This window comes from Thioalkalivibrio sp. ALMg13-2 (genome assembly GCF_000381185.1).
In the GTDB taxonomy this organism is placed as follows: domain Bacteria; phylum Pseudomonadota; class Gammaproteobacteria; order Ectothiorhodospirales; family Ectothiorhodospiraceae; genus Thioalkalivibrio; species Thioalkalivibrio versutus.
In genome coordinates this window covers 61,361-80,145 of the sequence record NZ_KB906100.1, presented here as the reverse complement: position 1 = coordinate 80,145, position 18,785 = coordinate 61,361, and the positions used below count along the sequence as shown (strand labels likewise).

General features: G+C 67.2%; 18 protein-coding genes and 1 tRNA gene. 13 read left to right on the top strand and 6 right to left on the bottom strand.

The annotated features are described in order from the left end of the window. Positions 1-6: 6 nt before the first annotated feature. Positions 7-83 (bottom strand) — tRNA-Arg (locus tag F618_RS0100390). 183 nt (positions 84-266) lie between these two features. On the opposite strand from F618_RS0100390, the gene F618_RS0100385 reads away from it, so the two are divergent. After that, a complete protein-coding gene (locus F618_RS0100385) occupies positions 267-1,139 on the top strand; it encodes a c-type cytochrome (RefSeq protein WP_019563101.1) in 873 nt (290 codons plus the stop codon). A 73-nt stretch (positions 1,140-1,212) separates the two neighbouring features. On the opposite strand, the gene F618_RS0100380 is transcribed toward F618_RS0100385, so the two are convergent. From F618_RS0100380 to F618_RS0100370, 3 genes are all read right to left on the bottom strand, one after another. Beyond that, positions 1,213-2,718, bottom strand: coding sequence for a YifB family Mg chelatase-like AAA ATPase (locus F618_RS0100380; RefSeq protein ID WP_019567466.1), 1,506 nt, complete (start codon positions 2,716-2,718; stop codon positions 1,213-1,215). A gap of 59 nt (positions 2,719-2,777) precedes the next feature. After that, entirely contained in the window at positions 2,778-3,038 is a 261-nt protein-coding gene (locus F618_RS0100375; RefSeq protein WP_018168899.1) for an accessory factor UbiK family protein, read from the bottom strand. A gap of 64 nt (positions 3,039-3,102) precedes the next feature. Next, on the bottom strand, positions 3,103-3,825 hold the full coding sequence (locus F618_RS0100370) for a pteridine reductase (RefSeq protein WP_026287886.1): 723 nt from the start codon (positions 3,823-3,825) through the stop codon (positions 3,103-3,105). 82 nt (positions 3,826-3,907) lie between these two features. Here F618_RS0100370 and F618_RS0100365 point away from each other — a divergent pair, with 82 nt between their 5' ends. Beyond that, a complete protein-coding gene (locus F618_RS0100365; RefSeq protein WP_038039532.1) occupies positions 3,908-5,107 on the top strand; it encodes a class I SAM-dependent methyltransferase in 1,200 nt (399 codons plus the stop codon). A gap of 76 nt (positions 5,108-5,183) precedes the next feature. Then, positions 5,184-6,206, top strand: a complete 1,023-nt coding sequence (gene tsaD / locus F618_RS0100360) for a tRNA (adenosine(37)-N6)-threonylcarbamoyltransferase complex transferase subunit TsaD (protein WP_018937422.1) — start codon at positions 5,184-5,186, stop codon at positions 6,204-6,206. 45 nt (positions 6,207-6,251) lie between these two features. On the opposite strand, the gene plsY is transcribed toward tsaD, so the two are convergent. Further along, positions 6,252-6,869 carry a glycerol-3-phosphate 1-O-acyltransferase PlsY gene (plsY, locus tag F618_RS0100355; RefSeq protein ID WP_019567465.1) on the bottom strand — a complete coding sequence of 206 codons (618 nt, stop codon included), beginning with the start codon at positions 6,867-6,869 and terminating at the stop codon, positions 6,252-6,254. Positions 6,870-6,916: 47 nt separating this feature from the next. Here plsY and F618_RS0100350 point away from each other — a divergent pair, with 47 nt between their 5' ends. The 10 genes from F618_RS0100350 (at position 6,917) to ccoS (ending at position 17,562) form a co-directional block, all read left to right on the top strand. Next, positions 6,917-7,741, top strand: coding sequence for an alpha/beta fold hydrolase (locus F618_RS0100350; protein ID WP_019563097.1), 825 nt, complete (start codon positions 6,917-6,919; stop codon positions 7,739-7,741). Beyond that, positions 7,738-8,610: a malonyl-ACP O-methyltransferase BioC gene (gene bioC / locus F618_RS0100345; protein WP_018168905.1), complete on the top strand. Its 873-nt coding sequence runs from the start codon at positions 7,738-7,740 to the stop codon at positions 8,608-8,610. Before F618_RS0100350 ends, bioC begins: the two co-directional genes overlap by 4 nt. A 204-nt stretch (positions 8,611-8,814) precedes the next feature. Continuing rightward, entirely contained in the window at positions 8,815-10,299 is a 1,485-nt protein-coding gene (ccoN, locus tag F618_RS0100340) for a cytochrome-c oxidase, cbb3-type subunit I (protein ID WP_018168906.1), read from the top strand. Positions 10,300-10,318: 19 nt separating this feature from the next. Then, positions 10,319-11,053 (top strand): cytochrome-c oxidase, cbb3-type subunit II, encoded by a 735-nt coding sequence (ccoO, locus tag F618_RS0100335; protein WP_018937419.1) that lies wholly within the window; start codon positions 10,319-10,321, stop codon positions 11,051-11,053. A gap of 18 nt (positions 11,054-11,071) precedes the next feature. After that, positions 11,072-11,290, top strand: a complete 219-nt coding sequence (locus F618_RS0100330) for a cbb3-type cytochrome c oxidase subunit 3 (RefSeq protein WP_018145085.1) — start codon at positions 11,072-11,074, stop codon at positions 11,288-11,290. After that, positions 11,287-12,216 (top strand): cytochrome-c oxidase, cbb3-type subunit III, encoded by a 930-nt coding sequence (gene ccoP, locus F618_RS0100325; protein ID WP_018937418.1) that lies wholly within the window; start codon positions 11,287-11,289, stop codon positions 12,214-12,216. The genes F618_RS0100330 and ccoP overlap by 4 nt, the downstream gene beginning before the upstream one ends. 179 nt (positions 12,217-12,395) lie before the next feature. Then, positions 12,396-13,796 (top strand): cytochrome c oxidase accessory protein CcoG, encoded by a 1,401-nt coding sequence (ccoG, locus tag F618_RS0100320; RefSeq protein ID WP_018937417.1) that lies wholly within the window; start codon positions 12,396-12,398, stop codon positions 13,794-13,796. A gap of 110 nt (positions 13,797-13,906) precedes the next feature. Next, positions 13,907-14,740 carry a FixH family protein gene (locus tag F618_RS0100315; RefSeq protein WP_018168910.1) on the top strand — a complete coding sequence of 278 codons (834 nt, stop codon included), beginning with the start codon at positions 13,907-13,909 and terminating at the stop codon, positions 14,738-14,740. 17 nt (positions 14,741-14,757) lie between these two features. Next, positions 14,758-17,313: a heavy metal translocating P-type ATPase gene (locus tag F618_RS0100310; protein ID WP_019567464.1), complete on the top strand. Its 2,556-nt coding sequence runs from the start codon at positions 14,758-14,760 to the stop codon at positions 17,311-17,313. A gap of 30 nt (positions 17,314-17,343) precedes the next feature. Beyond that, positions 17,344-17,562, top strand: a complete 219-nt coding sequence (gene ccoS / locus F618_RS0100305; protein WP_018937415.1) for a cbb3-type cytochrome oxidase assembly protein CcoS — start codon at positions 17,344-17,346, stop codon at positions 17,560-17,562. Positions 17,563-17,863: 301 nt separating this feature from the next. On the opposite strand, the gene rpoH is transcribed toward ccoS, so the two are convergent. Continuing rightward, positions 17,864-18,730 carry an RNA polymerase sigma factor RpoH gene (gene rpoH, locus F618_RS0100295; protein WP_018145092.1) on the bottom strand — a complete coding sequence of 289 codons (867 nt, stop codon included), beginning with the start codon at positions 18,728-18,730 and terminating at the stop codon, positions 17,864-17,866. Positions 18,731-18,785 lie beyond the last annotated feature (55 nt).

The following is an 18,785-nucleotide window of genomic DNA, read 5'->3' as shown; positions in this document are numbered from 1 at the left end:
TCATGATGGCGCGCCCGGCAGGATTCGAACCTGCGACCCCTGCCTTCGGAGGGCAGTACTCTATCCAGCTGAGCTACGGGCGCAAGATCTGCAATGATACGGGCGCGAGCTTTGACGCGTCCAGCCATATTTGACCGCCACACTCGGTTTGTGGTCGTGGTTTGCATGATGCCCTATACTCTGCGCCCGATTTGCGCTTGATGCGCGAGGGCTTTCGAATAGCACACCACATGGCCGCTCAAGGCCGGGATCTCGGAGGGAGAGAAGTGGGAAATCAACCGATCAAGATGGACACCGGGAACAAGGTGTTGCTGTTTATTGCGTCCCTGGCCTTGCTGGGTACGGTCCTTTTCCTGGTGTCGCACCTGGCCGGCTGGCTTGCCGGCATGCAGGTGTCCCAGCCCGACACCGTGAGTGACGAGCGCGTCGCCCAGCGCATCGCGCCGATCGGTCAGGTGGTGTCCGGCCAGGTGGATAGCGCCGAGGAAGCCGCGGACCTGACCCCGGGCGACCTCTACTCGAACGTCTGCGCGGCCTGCCATGACACTGGTGTTTCCGGCGCCCCGCTCAAAGACGACACCGACGAGTGGAGCAATCGCCTGAACGACAAGGGCCTGGACACCCTGTTCGCCAACTCGATCAACGGCATCGGCGCCATGCCGGCGCGCGGTGGCGATCCCAGCCTGAGCGACGAGCAGATGCGCGACGTGGTCGCCTACATGCTGGACGAGGCCGGGGTCGATCACGACTACGAAGGCAGTGATAACGGCAATGGCGATTCCGCCGCCGAAGACGCTGCCGGGGGCGAAGAGCCGGTCGCCACTACCGAGACTGGCGAAGCGGCGGCCGAAGAAGAGGCCGAAGCGGTTGCCGCCATCGCGGTTGAAGATGGTGATGCGGAGCGCGGTCAGTCGCGTTACAACACCTGTGTTGCCTGCCACGGTGCCCAGGGTCAGGGTACCCCGGTGTTCCCGAAGCTGGCCGGTCGTGATGCCGAGTACATTGCCGACAAGCTGGTGCGTTACCGCGCCGGCGAGACCGTTGGCGACCAGACCGCGCTGATGACGCCGAATGCGGCCAACCTGTCGGACGAGGACATCGCCGACCTGGCCGTCTACGTGGCCACCTTCGAAGACTGATCGTCCCCGTAGGAACGGCAGTACAAAACCCCGCCCAGGTATCGCCTGGGCGGGGTTTCTCTTTTGGCGCCTCCTATTGCGTGCGCCAGTGGTCCAGGGCGCGATAGCTCAGAGCCTCGGTCAGGTGCTGGGTCGCGATCGCCTTGGCGTCGTTGAGATCGGCTATGGAGCGCGCCACCCGCAGGATCCGGTGGTAGGCCCGCGCGGAGAGCCGGAAGCGTTCCGCAGCCTTGTCCAGCAGCTCCCGGTCAGCCGTGCCGAGGACGGCGTACCGGTCCAGGGCTGAGCCATCGAGTGCGCTGTTCAGTCCGTTCTGGCGCTCGCGCTGCACCTTGCGGGCCCGCGCGACGCGTTTCGCCACGGAGGCCGAGTCTTCGGATGCGTCGGCCGATCCGGCCAGGTCCCCGGGTGGGATGCGCGGGACCTCGATGGCCAGGTCAATCCGGTCGAGTAACGGTGCGGAAAGGCGCTTGCGGTGGCGGGCCCGCTGCTCCGGGGTGCATTCGCAGCGTTCGGCGAGGTCGCAATCGAAGCCCTGTGGGCAGGGGTTCATCGCACCGACCAGCTGGAAGCGGGCCGGAAACTCGGCCTGGCGGGCCGCGCGCGAGATGTGGATGACGCCACTCTCCAGCGGTTCGCGCAGTACGTCGAGCACCGAGCGGCTGAATTCGGTGAGTTCGTCGAGGAACAATACGCCCTGGTGCGCGAGCGAGATCTCGCCGGGGCGTGGTGTACTGCCGCCACCGACCAGCGCGACGCCCGAGGCGGTGTGGTGCGGGGACCGAAACGGACGCGCGCGCCAGTCCTGGCGCAGGTGCGAACTGCCGCGCAGGCTGTGGATGGCCGCGGTCTCCAGGGCTTCGGCCTCGTCCATTGGCGGCAGGATGCCGGGGATGCGCGCGGCCAGCATGGATTTGCCGCTCCCGGGTGGGCCGACCATCAGCAGGTGATGCCCGCCGGCGGCGGCGATCTCCAGAGCCCGGCGCGCCTGGTGCTGGCCGCGCACGTCGGCGAGGTCGGGGTGCGCGGGTGCGGACGGCTCGGGCGGTTGTGCCGGCACCAGGGCCTCGCGCCCCGCCAGCGCGGCGCAGACGGCGCTCAGGTGCGAGCCGGTGAGGACCCGGGCGCGGCTGGCGAGGGCCGCCTCCGCCCCATCCTCCGGGTTCACCACCAGCGCCCGCTCGGCGTCGGCTGCCGCAAGTCCGGCAGCCAGGGTGCCACCCACCGGGCGCAAGGTGCCGTCCAGTCCCAGTTCGCCAAGGAACTCGTGCCGGGCCAGCCCTGCCACCGGGATCTGCTGGCTGGCGGCCAGGATGCCCAGCGCAATGCCGAGATCGAAGCGGCCGCCGTCCTTGGGCAGGTCGGCGGGGGCCAGGTTGACGGTGATGCGGCGCCGTGGAAACTCGAAGCCGCTGGTCTGGATCGCCGCGCGCACGCGATCACGGCTTTCGCGCACCGCGGCCTCGGGCAGGCCCACGATCTGGAAGGCGGGCAGCCCGTTGGCCAGGTGGGTCTCGATGGTGACCAGCGGGGCGTGAATGCCGTCGATGGCGCGGGCGTAGGCGATAGTGACGGGCATCCGTGCCCCTCCGTTCTGCCGCCCGGCATCCGTGCCCGGCGGGTGGATTCAGGTGGTGGTTACTGCCCGGATTCGTCGCTCGGGCGGGCTTCCAGCGCGGCGACCCGCGCCTCCAGCTCCGCCAGGCGTTCGCGGGTGCGTTCCAGCAGGGCCACCTGGATGTCGAAGTCCTCGCGCGTCACCAGGTCCATGCGTTCGAAGCCGCTTTGCAGCGACGAGCGGACCTGGCGCTGCACGTCCTCCTGCATGTGGCGTACCGACTCCGGCAGGCTTTCGGTGATGCGGCGGGCGAGGTCGTCGAAGCGTTTGGAATCGATCATGCTGCAGTCTCCTGGCGCAAATGCTCGGTTGGGACCAGTGTAGCGCGGCGGGACGGGGTCGCGGCTACTGCGATGCCGACCGGCCGCCGTCCACCGGGACCACCTGGCCGGTGATGTAGGGCGCGTCCAGCAGCAGGAAGCGCACGGTACGCGCGATGTCCTCCGGGGTGCCCTCGCGCTTGAGTGCGGTGCGTTCAATCATTGCCTCGTGGGTGCCCGTGTTTTCGGCCTCCTCGGGGGCGAGGATCGCGCCGGGGGCGACACCGTTGACCCGCACGTCCGGCCCCAGCTCGCGGGCGTAGGCCTGGGTCAGGGCCCACAGCCCGGCCTTGGCCGCCGAGTACACCGGGTAGCCCTTGAGCGGGCGCAGCGCATGGATGTCGACGATATTGACGACCGCGCCCTGCTGACGCTGCAACGCCGGATTGCAGGCCTGGGTGAGGAAAGTCGGGGCCTTCAGGTTGGACCCGATCAGGTCGTCCCAGCTCTGTGGGGTGATCTCGCCCACGGCGGTGGCGTAGAAGGTCGAGGCGTTGTTGACCAGGAAATCCAGGCGGCCCCAGGCCGCCTCGGCCTCGCGCGCCAGGCGTTCGATGGCCACCAGATCGAGGAGGTCGGCCTGCAGGGCGCGGGCGCTGTCCGGGCGCTCCGCGTTCAGTTCGGCGACGAGGTCTTCGGCATCCGTGCGCGAGCCGCGGTAGTGGATCAGTACCCGCAACCCGGCGGCGTGCAACCCGCGCGCGATGGTTGCGCCGACCCGCCGCGCGGCCCCGGTGACCAGCACCACCCGTGCCTCCCCGGACGTCGTGTCCATGCTGTCGGGTTGTACCTGCGCCACGCCTGCCCCCGGGTTGGTACCATTCGTCGTCATGATGCCGCCGAAACCTAGCACAAACGCCCCGGCCGATCCGGTGGCCGCCGATATCGCCCGGCGTCTGCACGCCTCCCTGCAACAGAGTGTCGTCGCCGGCGAGGGGTTCCTTCCGTTCGTCGATTACATGCAGGCCGCGCTGTATGCGCCGGGGCTTGGCTATTACGTGAACGGGGCGCACAAGCTGGGCGAGGGGGGCGATTTCGTCACCGCGCCGGAGCTGTCGCCCCTGTTCGGCGAGACCCTCGCGACCTGGCTGGCCCCGGTGTTGCGGGACGATCTGAACGGCACCGGCACACTGCTCGAATTTGGCGCCGGCAGCGGGCGGCTCGCGGGGGATGTGATCACCACGCTGCGCGAACTCGGGGTGGCGTGGGAGCGCTACTGGATCGTCGAGGTCAGTCCGGACCTGCGGGCGCGGCAGCAGGCCCACCTGGAGGCTGCGCTTGAACCCGCGGAGTACGCCCGGGTGGCGTGGCTGGATGCCCTGCCCGAGACCCCGTTGCGCGGTGTGGTGCTGGCCAACGAGGTGCTGGATGCCCTGCCGGTGGAGCTCTTCCGCTGGCGTGAAGGCCGGGTCTGGCAGGTCGGGATCACGACCGATGCCGCCGGCACCCTGAGCCTGGCCGAGCGCCCGGCCCCGCCCGGCCTCGCCGAGCCGGTGGCGCGGCTCCAGGCCGAGCATGGCCCGTGGCCCGAGGGCTACCTCTCCGAATGGCGCCCGGCCCAGGCCGCGTGGGTGACCGCGCTGGCCGACTTCCTGGAACAGGGGGTCGCCGTGATCGTGGACTATGGCTTTCCGCGCAGCGCCTACTACGCCCCGGAGCGTCACCAGGGGACGCTGGTGGGGTATTACCGCCAGCAGATGATCCAGGACCCGCTGGCCCATCCGGGCCTGATGGATCTGACCGCGAGCGTGGATTTCACCGGGGTTGCAGAGGCGGCGGACGCCGCGGGTCTCGACGTTCTGGCCTATGCCGCACAGGGCGAATTCCTGCTGGGGGCGGGGCTGCCAGGGCGTTTCGAGGCGCGCGTCGGCAGCGGCGAGGATGCCCGTGTGACCATGCAGGCCGCTCAGGCCGTGCGCATGCTGACGCTGCCCGGGGAGATGGGCGAGCGTTTTCAGGTGATGGCCCTGGGCCGCGATTGTGAACATCTGCCGCTGGACGGGATCCCGGATCGCCGGGGGCGACTGTGAGCGCTTGCCCCAACGCAATGGCGCGGACGCACAGGGGCTGCTTGGTGCGGCCCGTGAAACCCGGCATGCTTGCGCCATGATCGTACTGGGCATCGAGACTTCCTGCGACGAGACGGGTGTGGCGCTGATCGACGCGGACCGGGGCCTGCTTGCGCACCGGCTGTACAGCCAGACCGACCTGCACGCTGTCTACGGCGGCGTGGTGCCGGAGCTGGCCTCGCGCGATCATATTCAGCGGTTGCTGCCGCTGGTACGCGCGGTGCTGGACGAGGCGGGCGTGGACGGCCACGACCTGGATGCGGTGGTCTACACCGGTGGGCCGGGGTTGCTGGGGGCGCTCCTGACCGGGGCCTCGGTGGCGCGCTCCCTGGCCTGGGGCTGGGGCATCCCGGCGCTGGCCGTGCATCACCTGGAGGGCCACCTGCTGGCGCCGTTTCTGGAGGATACCGGACTCGATTTCCCGTTCCTGGTGCTGCAGGTCTCCGGCGGGCATACCCAGCTGATTCATGCGCGTGCCCTGGGCGACTACGACCTGATCGGCGAGAGCATCGACGATGCCGCGGGCGAGGCCTTCGACAAGACCGCCAAGCTGCTGGGGCTGGGCTATCCGGGTGGGCCGGCGCTCGCGCGTCTGGCCGAGCAGGGGCGCTCGGACGCCCTGCGCCTGCCGCGCCCGATGCTCGACCGCCCGGGGCTGGACATGAGCTTCTCCGGTCTGAAGACCGCGGTGCTGACCGCATTGAAGAAACAGGTCTACCGGCCGGAGGATGTCGCCCGCGCCTTCGAGGAAGCGGTGACCGACACCCTGGTGGAGAAGACCCGGCGCGGCCTGGAGCAAACCGAGGCCCCGGCGCTGGTGGTCGCCGGTGGCGTGGCGGCCAATACGACATTGCGCGCCGGGCTCAAGGCCATGGCGCAGCGTCAGGGGGTGCCGGTGTATTTCCCGCGGCCCGAATTCTGCACCGACAATGGGGCGATGATCGCGCTGGCCGGGCTGCGGCGACTGCAGGCCGGCCAGGTGACGGAAACCGGGGCGCCGGTGGTGGCGGCGCGGGCGCGCTGGCCGCTGGCGGAGCTGGCGCCGCCCGCGGTGGCATGAAGGGCGCTGCGGATGTGGCTGTAAACCCGTCCGCAGGCCGAAGGGTTACTCCTTTGGCGCCGCCGGCACCTTGTCCTTCTGGCCGATCCGCGATTCCTCCCCGCGCATCAGGCGGCGGATGTTGCTGTCGTGACGGATGAACAGGATCACGCTCATCAGGGCCACGGCGGCACTGATCCAGTGGTCCATGCCCAGCAGGACCATGTACACCGGGGCCATGCCGGCGGCGACCAGGGCAGCCAGCGACGAATAGCGCCAGATGGCGGCAACGACCAGCCAGGTGAGCAGGACCAGGCCGCCGACCAGCGGGCTGATGGCGAGCATCACGCCCAGCGCGGTGGCCACGCCCTTGCCGCCCTGAAAGCGGTAGAACACCGGGAACACGTGCCCGAGGAAGGCGGCCAGGCCGATCAGGCCGATCGCCCAGCCGGGGAACAGGTCCAGTTGCAGGGCGACGAACACCGGCAGCCAGCCCTTGCCGACATCCCCGATGAGCGTGATGATGGCCGCCGTCTTGCCGCCCGATCGCAGTACATTGGTGGCGCCGGGGTTCTTCGAGCCGGTGGTGCGCGGGTCCGGCAGGCGCAGCAGCTTGCTGACCAGAATGGCCGTGGAAAGCGATCCCAGTAGATACGCGATGATGATGCCGATTGTGATGCCCATGAGCGGTCAGCCTGCCTGCGCGGATTGGCGAGAGGATTCGACCGCACATGATACGCAAGCCGGTGGCCGCCGTTCAGGGCGCTGACGTGCCTGCCGCGCAATCGCAGGGCGGTGCTCCGACGCTGGTGCTCCTGCATGGCTGGGGCTTCTCCGGCGCGGTGTGGGCGCCGCTGCGGGCCGCGCTCCCGGGTGCGACACGAGTGCTGGCGCCAGACCTGCCCGGGCACGGGGCCGCCGGTGATGGCGAGATGCTGGCGGATGCCGAGCGCACCGCGGCGGCGTTGATCGCTTCGCTGCCAGCGGATGTCGAGTGTCCGGTGTGGGCGGGCTGGTCCCTGGGCGGTCTGGTCGCGCTGGCCGCCGCGCGCCAGTGGTCGGGGCCCCAGGGGCTGCTGCTGATCGGGGCCTCGCCGCGCTTTGCGAAGGCCGACGACTGGCCGGCGGCCCTGCCCCCGGCCGAGCTGGAAGATTTTCGTGCAGCCCTCGGGGGTGGTCGCCGGCGGCTGGAGCGCCGTCTGGCGATGCTCTGTGCACGTGGCAGCCAGGATGCCGCTTCGCTCGCCCGCCGGCTGGTGGTGCAGTTACAGGCCGCTCCAGCCTCGCCCGAGGGCCTGGAGGCCGGCCTCGCGCTACTGGATGCGGCGGATCTTCGGTCCGTCTGGGCGGGCCTGGAGGCGCCGGCGGCAGCCTGGCTGGAGGCGGGCGATGCGCTGGTGCCGGCCGCCGTGGCGGACGACCTGCACAGGCTGCGACCCGCCAGTCGGGTCGTCCGCGGCGTGGGCGGCCACGCGGAGTGGTTCGCGCGCCCGCAATCCTTGGCCGGTTTGGTCGTCGAGTTCTTGAATCAGTGCAGCGCAGGGAAATCCGCATGAGCCGACCCGACAGTTTCGATCTCGACAAGGCGCGGGTCCGCGAGGCCTTCGCGCGGGCGGCCTCCACCTACGAGGAGCACGCAGTCCTGCAGCGCGAGGTGCAGGAGCGAATGCTGGGGCGGCTGGACTGGGTTCGCATGCAGCCGGAACAGGTTGTGGATCTCGGCTGCGGCATCGGCGAGGCCCTGGACCACTTGAGCCGCCGCTACCGCAAAGCCCGCCTGGCCGGGGTCGATTTCGCCCCGGAGATGGTCGCGCGGGCGCGCCGCCGCGGGCGCTGGCTGCGCCGGCCGCAGGTGGTCTGCGGCGATCTCGAGGCGCTGCCGCTGGCGGAGCAATCCTTCGACCTGGCGGTTTCCAGTTCCGCCCTGCAGTGGTGCGCCAGCCTGGATCAGGCCTTCATGGAGGTGCGGCGTATCCTGCGCCCGGGCGGGCTGTGGATGTTCACCACCTTCGGTCCTGACACCCTGCGTGAGCTGCGGGCCGCCTTCGCGACGGTGGACGGTGGGGCGGGGACGCATGTGAACGCCTTCATGGATATGCACGACATTGGCGATGCGCTGGTGCGCGCCGGGTTTGCCGATCCGGTGATGGACCAGGAGGCCCTGACCCTGACCTACCCGGATCTGACCGGGTTGATTCGTGACCTGCGCGGGGTTGGGGTGCGCAATGCCCTGTCGGGCCGGTCGCCCGGACTGTTCGGTCCGCGCCGCCTGGTTGCGGTGGCCGAGGCCTACGCGCGCGACTTCGGCGTGGAGGGTCGCCTTCCGGCAACCTGGGAGGTGGTCTACGGCCATGCCTGGGTGCCGGACGCCCCGCCGCCATCGCGCCCGGCGGGGCGGGTGATCCCGGTCCAGCCGATTCGTTGATCCAGATCAACGAATCGGCCCGGCGCCCTCTCGCCTGGAGGTGTATGACCGATGTATTATCGAAGCGGTCAAAAGTTCCGCCAATCGCACTCAATATCCGAGTGACACAGGCGGTATTGGTTTTTTGTGGGCCCGGAATGGGGTAGAGTTCACGCCCCCGAACCATCGGGACATCCGTGTTCCCCGCAGCAAGGTGGAAAAGTCATGTCACAAGCAGCCACTACGGCGGGTGCCGCACCCGCAGCGTCAGTCGCGACTTCCGAGCAGTACAACTACGCGATTATCAAGCGGTTTGCCATTGCCGCCGTCCTCTGGGGCGTGTTCGGGATGGCCGCCGGCGTCTGGATCGCCTCGCAACTGGCGTTCCCGTTCCTGAATTTCGATATCGCGCAGATCACCTTCGGGCGTTTCCGTCCGGTCCATACCACGGCCGTGATCTTCGGGTTCGGGGGTAACGCGCTGTTCGCCACCTCGTATTACGTGGTTCAGCGGACATGTCAGACCCGCTTGTGGAGTGATTCCATGGCGAGCTTCACCTTCTACGGGTGGAACCTGGCACTGATCCTTGGCGTGATCACCTACATGATGGGGATCACCCAGGGCCGCGAGTACGCCGAATTCAACTGGCAGATCGACATCATCATCCTGGTTGTCTGGGTGGCTTACTTCATGGTCTTCCTGATGACCCTGCTGCGCCGGAACCAGCCGCACATCTACGTGGCGAACTGGTTCTTCATGGCCTTCATCCTGGCGACCGCGCTGCTGCACGTCTTCAACAACATCCAGGTGCCGGTGGGTCTGTTCCACCCGCATTCCTACTCCATCTTCTCTGGGGTGCAGGATGCGATGACTCAGTGGTGGTACGGCCATAATGCGGTGGGCTTCTTCCTGACCGCGGCCTTCCTCGGGATGATGTACTACTTCGTGCCGAAGCAGGCCGGGCGTCCGATCTACTCGTACAAGCTGTCCATCATCCATTTCTGGGCGCTGGTCTTCCTGTACATGTGGGTGGGCGCGCACCACCTGCACTGGACGGCCCTGCCGGACTGGGTCTCCACCCTGGCGGCGACCTTCTCCATCCTGCTGCTGCTGCCTTCCTGGGGTGGCATGATCAACGGCATCATGACCCTGTCGGGCGCCTGGGATAAGCTGCGCACCGACCCGATCATGCTGTTCCTGATCACCGCGCTGGCGTTCTACGGCATGTCGACCTTCGAAGGTCCGATGATGTCGCTGAAGAGCGTGAACGCGCTGTCGCACTACACCGACTGGACCGTGGGCCACGTGCATTCCGGTGCGCTGGGCTGGGTGGCGATGATCACCTTCGGCTCCCTGTACCACCTGATGCCGCGTCTGTGGAACGTGAACCTGTACAGCCTGAAGCTGGTGTACGTGCACTTCTTCCTGGCGACCATCGGGATCGTCCTGTACATCACCGCGATGTGGGTGGCCGGTATCGGTCAGGGTCTGATGCTGCGTGCCTTCGACCAGTACGGGAACCTTGCCTACACCTTCACCGAGTCGGTGGTGTTCCTGCACAAGCCGTACGTGGTGCGCGCCATCGGTGGCGGGTTCTTCCTCGCCGGCATGCTGATCATGGCGTTCAACATCGCGATGACCGTTCGCTCGGGCATCAAGGCCGAGGCCCGCGAGGCCCAGGCTGCGTCCACCGAAGCCCGCACGGCCTGATTAGGGAGAGAATAGATCCATGAAGCATGAAAGCGTTGAAACCAATGCCGGCCTGCTGATCATCCTCACCCTTGCGGTGATCAGCGTCGGCGGCCTGGTCGAGATCGTGCCGTTGTTCTACATCGACGACACGATCGAGGAAGTGGACGGCGTGCGTCCCTACACCCCGCTGGAACAGCGTGGTCGCGACATCTACGTTCGCGAGGGCTGCTACACCTGCCACTCGCAGATGGTGCGTCCGTTCCGTGACGAGATGCTGCGCTACGGCCACTACTCGCTGGCGGCCGAGTCGCAGTACGACCATCCGTTCCAGTGGGGCTCCAAGCGCACCGGTCCGGACCTCGCCCGAGTTGGCGGCAAGTACTCCAACGAATGGCAGGTTCAGCACCTGATCAATCCGCAGTCGCTGGTACCGGAGTCGATCATGCCGGGCTACCCCTGGCTGGCGGAAACCCCGCTTGACTACTCCGATATCGACCGCCGGATGGTCGCGCTGAAGCGGGTCGGTGTGCCGTACTCGCTCACCGAAGAGGAATACGAGGCCAACGTCGAGCGCTTCGGCGAAGAACACGCCCGGATGTTCGATATCCGTGACGCCGAGGACAACCTGGTTCGCCAGGCCCAGGCGGGGAACTTCGACGGCAACCCCGGGACGGTCACCGAGATGGATGCAATCGTCGCCTATCTCCAGGTGCTCGGGACCATGGTCGACTTCAGCGAATACGACGACGGACACTTTGCCGAGTTCCGGTAAGGAGGAGCGGGTGCGAACATGATGGGACTGTGGGAATGGATCACGGACATGGGCAATAGCAAGATGGTCGCCCTGTTGCTCTTCATGGGCACCTTTATCGGGGTCGTGATCTTCCTGTTCGCCAACCGTCAGCGCGCCCGGAAGTTCGAGACGTATCGCTATATTCCTCTGGATGACGATGATTCACATCGGGAGCCCGTGGCCCGGCGTGACAAAACCAAGAGTGACGAGCAATGAGCACACAGGACAACCGCGAAAAGGACCCGAACCAGGTCGAGACCACTGGGCACGTCTGGGACGGGAACCTCCAGGAATACAACAACCCGCTCCCGCGCTGGTGGCTGTGGGGTTTCTACGCCACGATCGTGTTTGCCGTGGTGTACTGGCTGATCTACCCGGCCTGGCCGATCGGTGACAGCTTTACCAAGGGCTTCAACACCATCACCTTCGAGCAGGGTGGCGAAGAGCGCACGATGCACTGGAACACCCGTGCGCTGCTGGCCAAGGACATGCAGACCGGCACCTACGCGGTGCGTCAGCGCGAGATGCTTGAACAGGTGGCGGCCCAGGATTACGAAACCATCCTGCAGGACGCCGAGAGCATGAGCTTCGTCAACGCCTACGCCCAGGGTTCCTTCGGCACCTGGTGTGCCGCCTGCCATCAGGTTGGCGGTGCCGGCGTGGTCGGGCAGTACCCGAACCTGCGCAACGACCACTGGAAGTGGGGTGGCACCGTGGAGCAGATCGAGGAAACCCTGCACCAGGGTCGCCTGGGCTACATGCCGGGCTACCGCGACACCCTCGACGGCGACCAGCTCAACCAGGTCGCAGCGTACGTGCTGTCGCTCAACGGCTACAGCGTCGACCAAGGTGAAGCGGACGCCGGCGAACGCATTTTCACCGGTACCGACGGCGGCTGCTTCCAGTGTCACGCCATGGATGGCCAGGGTCTGGCGTCCCAGGGGGCTCCCAACCTGACCAATGATCTCTGGGGTCTGGTGGACGTGCGCGGTGCGGAAAGCGATAGCGAGCGCCAGCGTCTGGTGGCGAACTTCATTCGCAACGGCGCCCAGCGCGAGATGCCTGCGTTCGGGGACCGTCTGTCCGATGCCGAGATCAAGATGCTGACGGCCTACGTGCATTCGTTGGGTGGCGGGCAGTAAGCGCGAATCTGTTGACCGTATGGTGAGCCCCGGGGCCGGGCGCTCGCCGCGATAACTACAGGGGTGCCCGCCGGGTTGTTTGACGCCCGAGGGCGCCCCTGCTTTTTTGGAAGGAACCCGATCCCAGGGCGCGCCTTGCGGCCGCCCCACTCTGCCGGATTGAACTCCGGGAGGTTTTGATGTCCCAGGCCCAGCCGTTGTACGAGGCACGCATCCCGATCCATCCGCGGTCGGTCAAGGGGCGTTTCCGCAATCTGAAGACCGGCATCCTGTTGCTCGCCTACGGTGTGTTTTTCGGCCTGCCCTGGATTCGTTGGGAGCGCGAATACGGCCCCAATCAGGCGGTCTTGTTCGACATCCCGGGCCGGCAGTTTCACATCTTCGATCTGGTCGTCTACCCGCAGGACATCTTCTGGCTGGCCGGTTTCCTGCTTGTGGCCGCCTTGCTGCTGTTTTTCGTCACGGGCGTCGCCGGACGGGTGTTCTGTGGCTATTTCTGCTTCCAGACTCTGTGGACCGACGTCTTCATGTGGCTGGAGCGCAAGATCCAGGGTGAACGGCCCGCCCGCCTGCGCCTGGCCAAGCAGCCCTGGACTGGCGAAAAGCTGTTCAAGTATGGGTTGACCCACCTGTCCTGGCTGCTCGTGGCCTTTGCCACCGGCCTCGGTTTCATCCTGTACTGGGGGAATGCCCCCTCGATCGTGAGCGACTTCTTTACCGGTCAGGCGGTCTACGCGGCCTACCTGACTGCGGGCATCCTGACGGCCACGACCTACACCTTTGCCGGATTGGCGCGCGAACAGGTCTGCACCTTCATGTGCCCCTACGCCCGGTTCCAGAGCGTGATGTTCGACCGCGACACCATGATCGTGTCGTATGAAGAGGCGCGCGGGGAAGGTACCGCCGGGCGCTCCAAGGTCAAGGCCGGTCTGAAGACCCGCGAGGAACGCCAGGCCGCCGGGGTGGGTGACTGCATCGACTGCGGCTACTGCGTGCAGGTGTGCCCGACGGGCATCGATATCCGCGACGGGCTGCAGTTCCAGTGCATCCACTGCGCACTTTGTATCGATGCCTGCGACACCATCATGGACAAGCAGGGCTGGCCCCGCGGCCTGATCACCTATACCTCCGAGCGCGAGCAGGAGGGCGGGAAGACCCATGTCCTGCGGGGCAAGACCCTTGGCTACGGGGCCGCCGTGCTGATCGTGGTCGTGGCGCTGGTCGGCAGTATTCTCGGGCGCCCGCCGGTGGACGCCAACGTCAACCAGGTGCGCCAGCCGCTCTACGTCCAGATGTCCGATGGTCGCACCCAGAACGGCTACGAGATCCGCCTGAACAACACCGCGGATCGGGAGCTGGACTTCGAGATCGGCCTGGCGGGGCTGGAGGGCGCCGAACTGGATCTGGGCCAGGTGGAACGCATCCGTCTGGAGCCCGGTGAGCGGCTGACCGTCGTGGCGCGTGTGCGCCACGACGTGCCCGCCGGTACTCCCTCGCCGCAGCCTTTCCGCTTCGTGATCACCGACCGCGAGGGCCATATCGAACCGCTCGAGGTGACCTCGCAGTTCAGTCACCGCTAGCAAGCGTTGCCGTCAGCCACCGGCGAAGAAACAGTAACCGAGCTGCCGGAACTCGCGCGGCACACCGCAAGCGCCTAGCTTGCGTTCACGCAGGAAACGAAGAAAAGCATATGAGCAATCTCGTCATTACCCTCGGCATCGGCAGTGCGGCACTGGCCATCCTGTTCGCCCTGATCTACCGCTTCACGCGGTTCAAGGCCTACAGCACCTCGGCCGTGGTGGTCGCGCTCATGCTGTTCGTGTTTATCCCCTATTCGATCCTGACCTGGCAGGGGGCCGACGTCTTCGCCATTCATCTGGCACTCTACATCATCGTGCCTTACGGCCTGGGGATCGTGTTCACCCAGAAGGAGGCCGAGGTCGAAAGTGGTGGCAAGGCCAAGATTGGGCGCCTGCACTGGGCCCCGTTGGTGTTGGTGGGTTTCTTTACCATGGTCGCCTCGGTGCAGGCGGTCCTGATCACACTCGCCCATAACGGGATGCCGCAGCAGTTCATCGGCTCGATCCTGCCGGAGCCGGAGAACCGGGCCGAGCGCGTGACCTCCGCCTTCCCAGGCACTGTGGCCGGAATGGAGAGCCGCAAGCAAGCGCTCGCCGTGCACCGCGTCTCGGAGCTGCAGGAGCAGCGACAGAAGGGCTGGCAGGTGCGTCAGGGCTGGGTTGACCGACCCACCGAGGGCGAGACCGCTACCCTGCAGGTCGAGGTGCGCGATGCGGACGGCGAGCCGATCGACGATGCCAGCATCCGCGGCCTCTTCATGTGGCTGGCCGACGAACGGCGCGACCAGGGTTTCGAGATGCAGGCGATGGGCGAGGGCATGTATCAGGTCGAAGTGGCGCTGCCGGCACCGGGGCGCTGGGATCTGCGCTTCCAGGTCCAGCACGATGGGCAGCTTCTGGAGCAACAGGCACGCACGCGCGTGCGTAGCGCCCAGCCCGGTTAGCCCACCGCGCTCCCGCCGTGGCGCTCGCGTCCGACTCGCAGGGCCCGGCAACGCCCGAGGCCGAGGCCCGTTGTTTCCACTGCGGCCTGGAGGTACCGGTAGGCGCCTGCTACCCGGTGACGTTCGAGGGCCGCGAGGAACCCACCTGCTGCCCCGGCTGCCAGGCCGTGGCCAGCGCGATCATCGAGCGTGGCCTGGGGGCCTATTACCATCACCGTGATGCCCCCCCGGCGGACACCGGCAGCCCCCTGATCCCCGACGAGCTCCGCGAGCTCGAACTGTTCGATCACCCCGGCGTCCAGCAACAGTTCGTCGCGCCCGCCGGCGCAGAGGGCGACCGCCGTGAGGCCGCCCTGATGCTCGAGGGCATTACCTGTGCGGCCTGCGTATGGTTGAACGAGCGTCATGTCCAGGCCCTTCCGGGCGTGGAGAGCTTTCGCGTGAATTACTCCACCCATCGCGCGCAGGCCGTCTGGGACCCCGAGCGGATTGCCCTGTCGGATATCCTCAAGGCGATCCGCGACATCGGGTACCACGCCCATCCCTACGACCCCGGAACCCGCGAGCAGGCGATCGCCCGCGAACGGGGCCTCGCCTTGCGCCGGATCGCCGTTGCCGCCCTGGGGATGATGCAGGTGATGATGCTGGCCGTGGCGCTCTGGCTGGGCGCCGAGGACACCGAGCACGAAGACCTGCTCCAGTTCATGCGCTGGGTGGCGGCGGCGCTGACCACGCCGGTCGTCCTGTATTCCGCGATCCCGTTCTATCAAAGCGCCTGGCGCGACCTGCGCCATCGCCAGCTGGGGATGGACGTGCCCGTGAGTCTGGCGATCATCGTGACCTACCTGGCCAGCCTGTACGCGGTCATCCTCGGGACCGGCGAGCACGTCTATTTCGAATCGGTCGTGATGTTTGTCTTCTTCCTGCTCACCAGCCGCTATCTGGAGCTGATCGCGCGCCAGCACGCCAGCCATGCCATTGACCGCCTGGATCGCCTGGTTCCCGCCATCGCCAATCGTCTGGATGCAGCCGGGCGCGTCGAGGCGGTCCCGGTCGGCGAGCTGGTGCCGGGGGATCGGGTACGTGTTCGCCCGGGCGAGACCATGCCCACGGACGGCGTGGTGTGCGAAGGCGAGTCGACGGTCAATCGTGCCCTGTTGACCGGCGAGCCCGAGCCGCACGCGGTGCGCATCGGGGATCCCGTGACCGGCGGGACCGTGAACGTCGATGGCCCACTCGCCATCGAGGTCCAGCGCGTCGGTGCCGAGACGACCCTGGCGGCGATCCAGCGGCTGCTCGATCGCGCCCAGACCGAGAAGCCGCGGATGGCCCGGATCGCCGAGGCCGGTACCGGCTGGTTTGTGGGTGCCGTCCTGGTCCTGACGGCGCTGGCGGGTCTGGTCTGGTATGCGTGGATCGATCCGACGCGGGCCCTCTGGGTCATGGTCGCCATGCTGGTCGCCACCTGCCCCTGTGCCCTGGCGCTCGCGACGCCGGTCGCGCTGACAGCCACCACCGGCGCGTTGTCGCGCCTCGGTCTGCTGGTTACGCGCGGCAGTGCCCTGGAGACCTTGCCGCGCGTCGATATGGTCTGTCTCGACAAGACCGGAACCCTGACCGTCGGCATGCCGCGTCTGGTGGCACAATCCGAGCTGCAGCCCGCGCCCGAGGGGGCTGACTGGCTGAACTGGGCCGCCGCGCTCGAGGCCCATTCCGAGCACCCCCTGGCACGCGCCCTGGTCGCTCCGGCCAAGTCCTCATCGGTGGTCGCTAGCGAGGTTCGCAACCTCCCCGGGCGTGGCCTGGTTGGCCACATAGAGGGCCACCGTGTGGCCATTGGTGGATCGTCGATGTTGCCGCAGCGCGGTACGCCCAGCCCGGAGCCACCCCTGGGCTATCCGCTGGCCACCCCGGTCTGGCTAGTGGTCGACGACCAACCGGTCGCCCTGTTCTGGCTGGCCGACACTCCGCGTCCCGGGGCGCGGAAGGTGATCGCCGATCTGCAGCGGCGTGGGTTGCGGGTGGTCTTGCTGACCGGGGACCGCCCGCAGGCCGCGCAGGCCTTCGCGGCGGAAATGGGCATCGCCGAAGCCGAGGGTGGCCTGACCCCGGAGGGGAAGCTCGCCTATGTGCACGCTCGCCAGGCAGAGGGCCGGGTGGTCCTGATGGCCGGCGAGGGCATCAACGATGCCCCGGTGCTGGCCGGGGCCGACGTATCGCTGGCGATGGGTGGCGGCACCCAGCTGGCGCAGAATCAGGCCGACCTGGTCCTGCTCTCGGATCGCCTGGAACACCTGCCGCAGGCGCTGGACCAGGCGCGCCACACGCGGCGCGTGATCCGGCAGAACATCGCCTGGGCAATCGGCTACAACCTGGTGGCCCTCCCGGTGGCCGCGGCGGGGCTGCTGACTCCCTGGCTGGCAGCGCTGGGCATGTCGCTCAGCTCGTTGCTGGTGGTTGGCAATGCGCTGCGCCTGCGTCCGGGGCGCGACGTGATGGACACAGGCGCCGAGTCGTCGGTGCCGTCCGGAGAGGCCGTGCGCGATCCGGCGTCACGGCCACCCCCGGTTTAAGCCGTTCGCGCGCCTGGGTACACTGGAAGCATGTCAATCCTCTACCTGTTGATCCCGCTGGCCATGCTGTTCGCCCTGGTGGTGGGCGTGGTGCTGTTCTGGGCCATCCGCTCGGGGCAGTACGACGATCTTCAGGGCCCGGCGCATCGCATCCTGATGGACGATGATGACCCGCGTATCCCGACCGGATCCGGCGAGGAGGCCCCTCCCGACGCGACCGGTGGGGGTCGGAAAAAGTCCCAGCGCTGACCTCGGTCGAACTTGCACCGCGCTGCGGACCCGCTTACCCTTTGCTTATTCTGGTTGAAATTTCCCGAGGACTTCGAGATGCGCGAGTGGTTTACTTTCCCCAACTTTCCGCTGACGTTCACGGTCGGCCTGATCATCTGGTCCTGGATTAGCTTCTTCTCGGTGATCCTGTTCGGCTGATCGGGCATGGAACCGTGCCGGGTGCCGGGCTTGGTCCCGCTGCACCCGGCAACAAAAAGGCCCCGGCTGATGCCGGGGCCTTTTTCGTTCGGGGCCCTGGTTTCGCGAGGGTGCGAAAGCGTCAGTCGTCGAAGGCGGCCCGGATGCGCTTGATCGCGCTGTTCTCGATCTGGCGGATGCGCTCGGCCGAAACGCCGTACTCCGCGGCCAGCTCGTGCAGTGTCGCCTTCTGGTCGGCCATGTAGCGGCGCATCAGGATGGTGCGCGAACGCTCGTCCAGTTCGCCCAGGGTCTCGCTAAGGCGTTCCTGATAATGACGGTCCCAGTCCTCGTCCTCGGTCACATTGGCGGGGTCGTCGCTCAGGTCCTCCAGGCTCAGGCGTTCCGACGGGGCCTGATAGCCGTATTCATCGTCGGCTTCGGGGCCCGGGTCGAAACTCGCATCCTGGCTCGAGAGGCGGCGTTCCATCTCCCAGACGTCCTTTTCGGAGACGCCCAGATCCTGCGCCACGGCGGAGACCTCGGCATTGGACAGCCAGCCGAGACGCTGCTTGGCACTGCGCAGGTTGAAGAACAGCTTGCGCTGGGCCTTGGTGGTCGCGACCTTCACGATGCGCCAGTTGCGCAGGATGAACTCGTGGATCTCGGCGCGAATCCAGTGCACGGCAAAGGACACCAGGCGCACGCCCTGATTCGGGTCGAAACGGCGGACGGCCTTCATCAGGCCCACGTTGCCTTCCTGGATCAGATCCCCCAGAGGCAGGCCGTACCCCTTGTAGCCGCGCGCAACGTGGATCACGAACCGCAGGTTGTGCAGGATCAGCTGGCGTGCCGCATCCAGGTCCTGGCGCTCGTGCAGCGCCACGGCCAGTTCACGCTCGTGCTCGGCGTCCAGCACCTCGATGCGGCCAACGGCCTGCATGTAGTGATCGAGGTTGCCCACCGGTACGGGCATGTCGATGCGTGGAGTGGTCAGGGCCTGGTTCATGCGTGGTGTTTCCTCCCGATTCATGACTCTACATTAGCAGTCTGTGAATAAGAGT

Coding starts and splice junctions, on each gene's coding strand:
- F618_RS0100380 (WP_019567466.1), bottom strand. CDS start 2,718: ATGCCCGTCACTATCGCCTACGCCCGCGCCATCGACGGCATTCACGCC.
- F618_RS0100375 (WP_018168899.1), bottom strand. CDS start 3,038: ATGATCGATTCCAAACGCTTCGACGACCTCGCCCGCCGCATCACCGAA.
- F618_RS0100365 (WP_038039532.1), top strand. CDS start 3,908: ATGATGCCGCCGAAACCTAGCACAAACGCCCCGGCCGATCCGGTGGCC.
- tsaD (WP_018937422.1), top strand. CDS start 5,184: ATGATCGTACTGGGCATCGAGACTTCCTGCGACGAGACGGGTGTGGCG.
- plsY (WP_019567465.1), bottom strand. CDS start 6,869: ATGGGCATCACAATCGGCATCATCATCGCGTATCTACTGGGATCGCTT.
- F618_RS0100350 (WP_019563097.1), top strand. CDS start 6,917: ATGATACGCAAGCCGGTGGCCGCCGTTCAGGGCGCTGACGTGCCTGCC.
- bioC (WP_018168905.1), top strand. CDS start 7,738: ATGAGCCGACCCGACAGTTTCGATCTCGACAAGGCGCGGGTCCGCGAG.
- ccoN (WP_018168906.1), top strand. CDS start 8,815: ATGTCACAAGCAGCCACTACGGCGGGTGCCGCACCCGCAGCGTCAGTC.
- ccoO (WP_018937419.1), top strand. CDS start 10,319: ATGAAGCATGAAAGCGTTGAAACCAATGCCGGCCTGCTGATCATCCTC.
- F618_RS0100330 (WP_018145085.1), top strand. CDS start 11,072: ATGATGGGACTGTGGGAATGGATCACGGACATGGGCAATAGCAAGATG.
- ccoP (WP_018937418.1), top strand. CDS start 11,287: ATGAGCACACAGGACAACCGCGAAAAGGACCCGAACCAGGTCGAGACC.
- ccoG (WP_018937417.1), top strand. CDS start 12,396: ATGTCCCAGGCCCAGCCGTTGTACGAGGCACGCATCCCGATCCATCCG.
- F618_RS0100315 (WP_018168910.1), top strand. CDS start 13,907: ATGAGCAATCTCGTCATTACCCTCGGCATCGGCAGTGCGGCACTGGCC.
- ccoS (WP_018937415.1), top strand. CDS start 17,344: ATGTCAATCCTCTACCTGTTGATCCCGCTGGCCATGCTGTTCGCCCTG.
- rpoH (WP_018145092.1), bottom strand. CDS start 18,730: ATGAACCAGGCCCTGACCACTCCACGCATCGACATGCCCGTACCGGTG.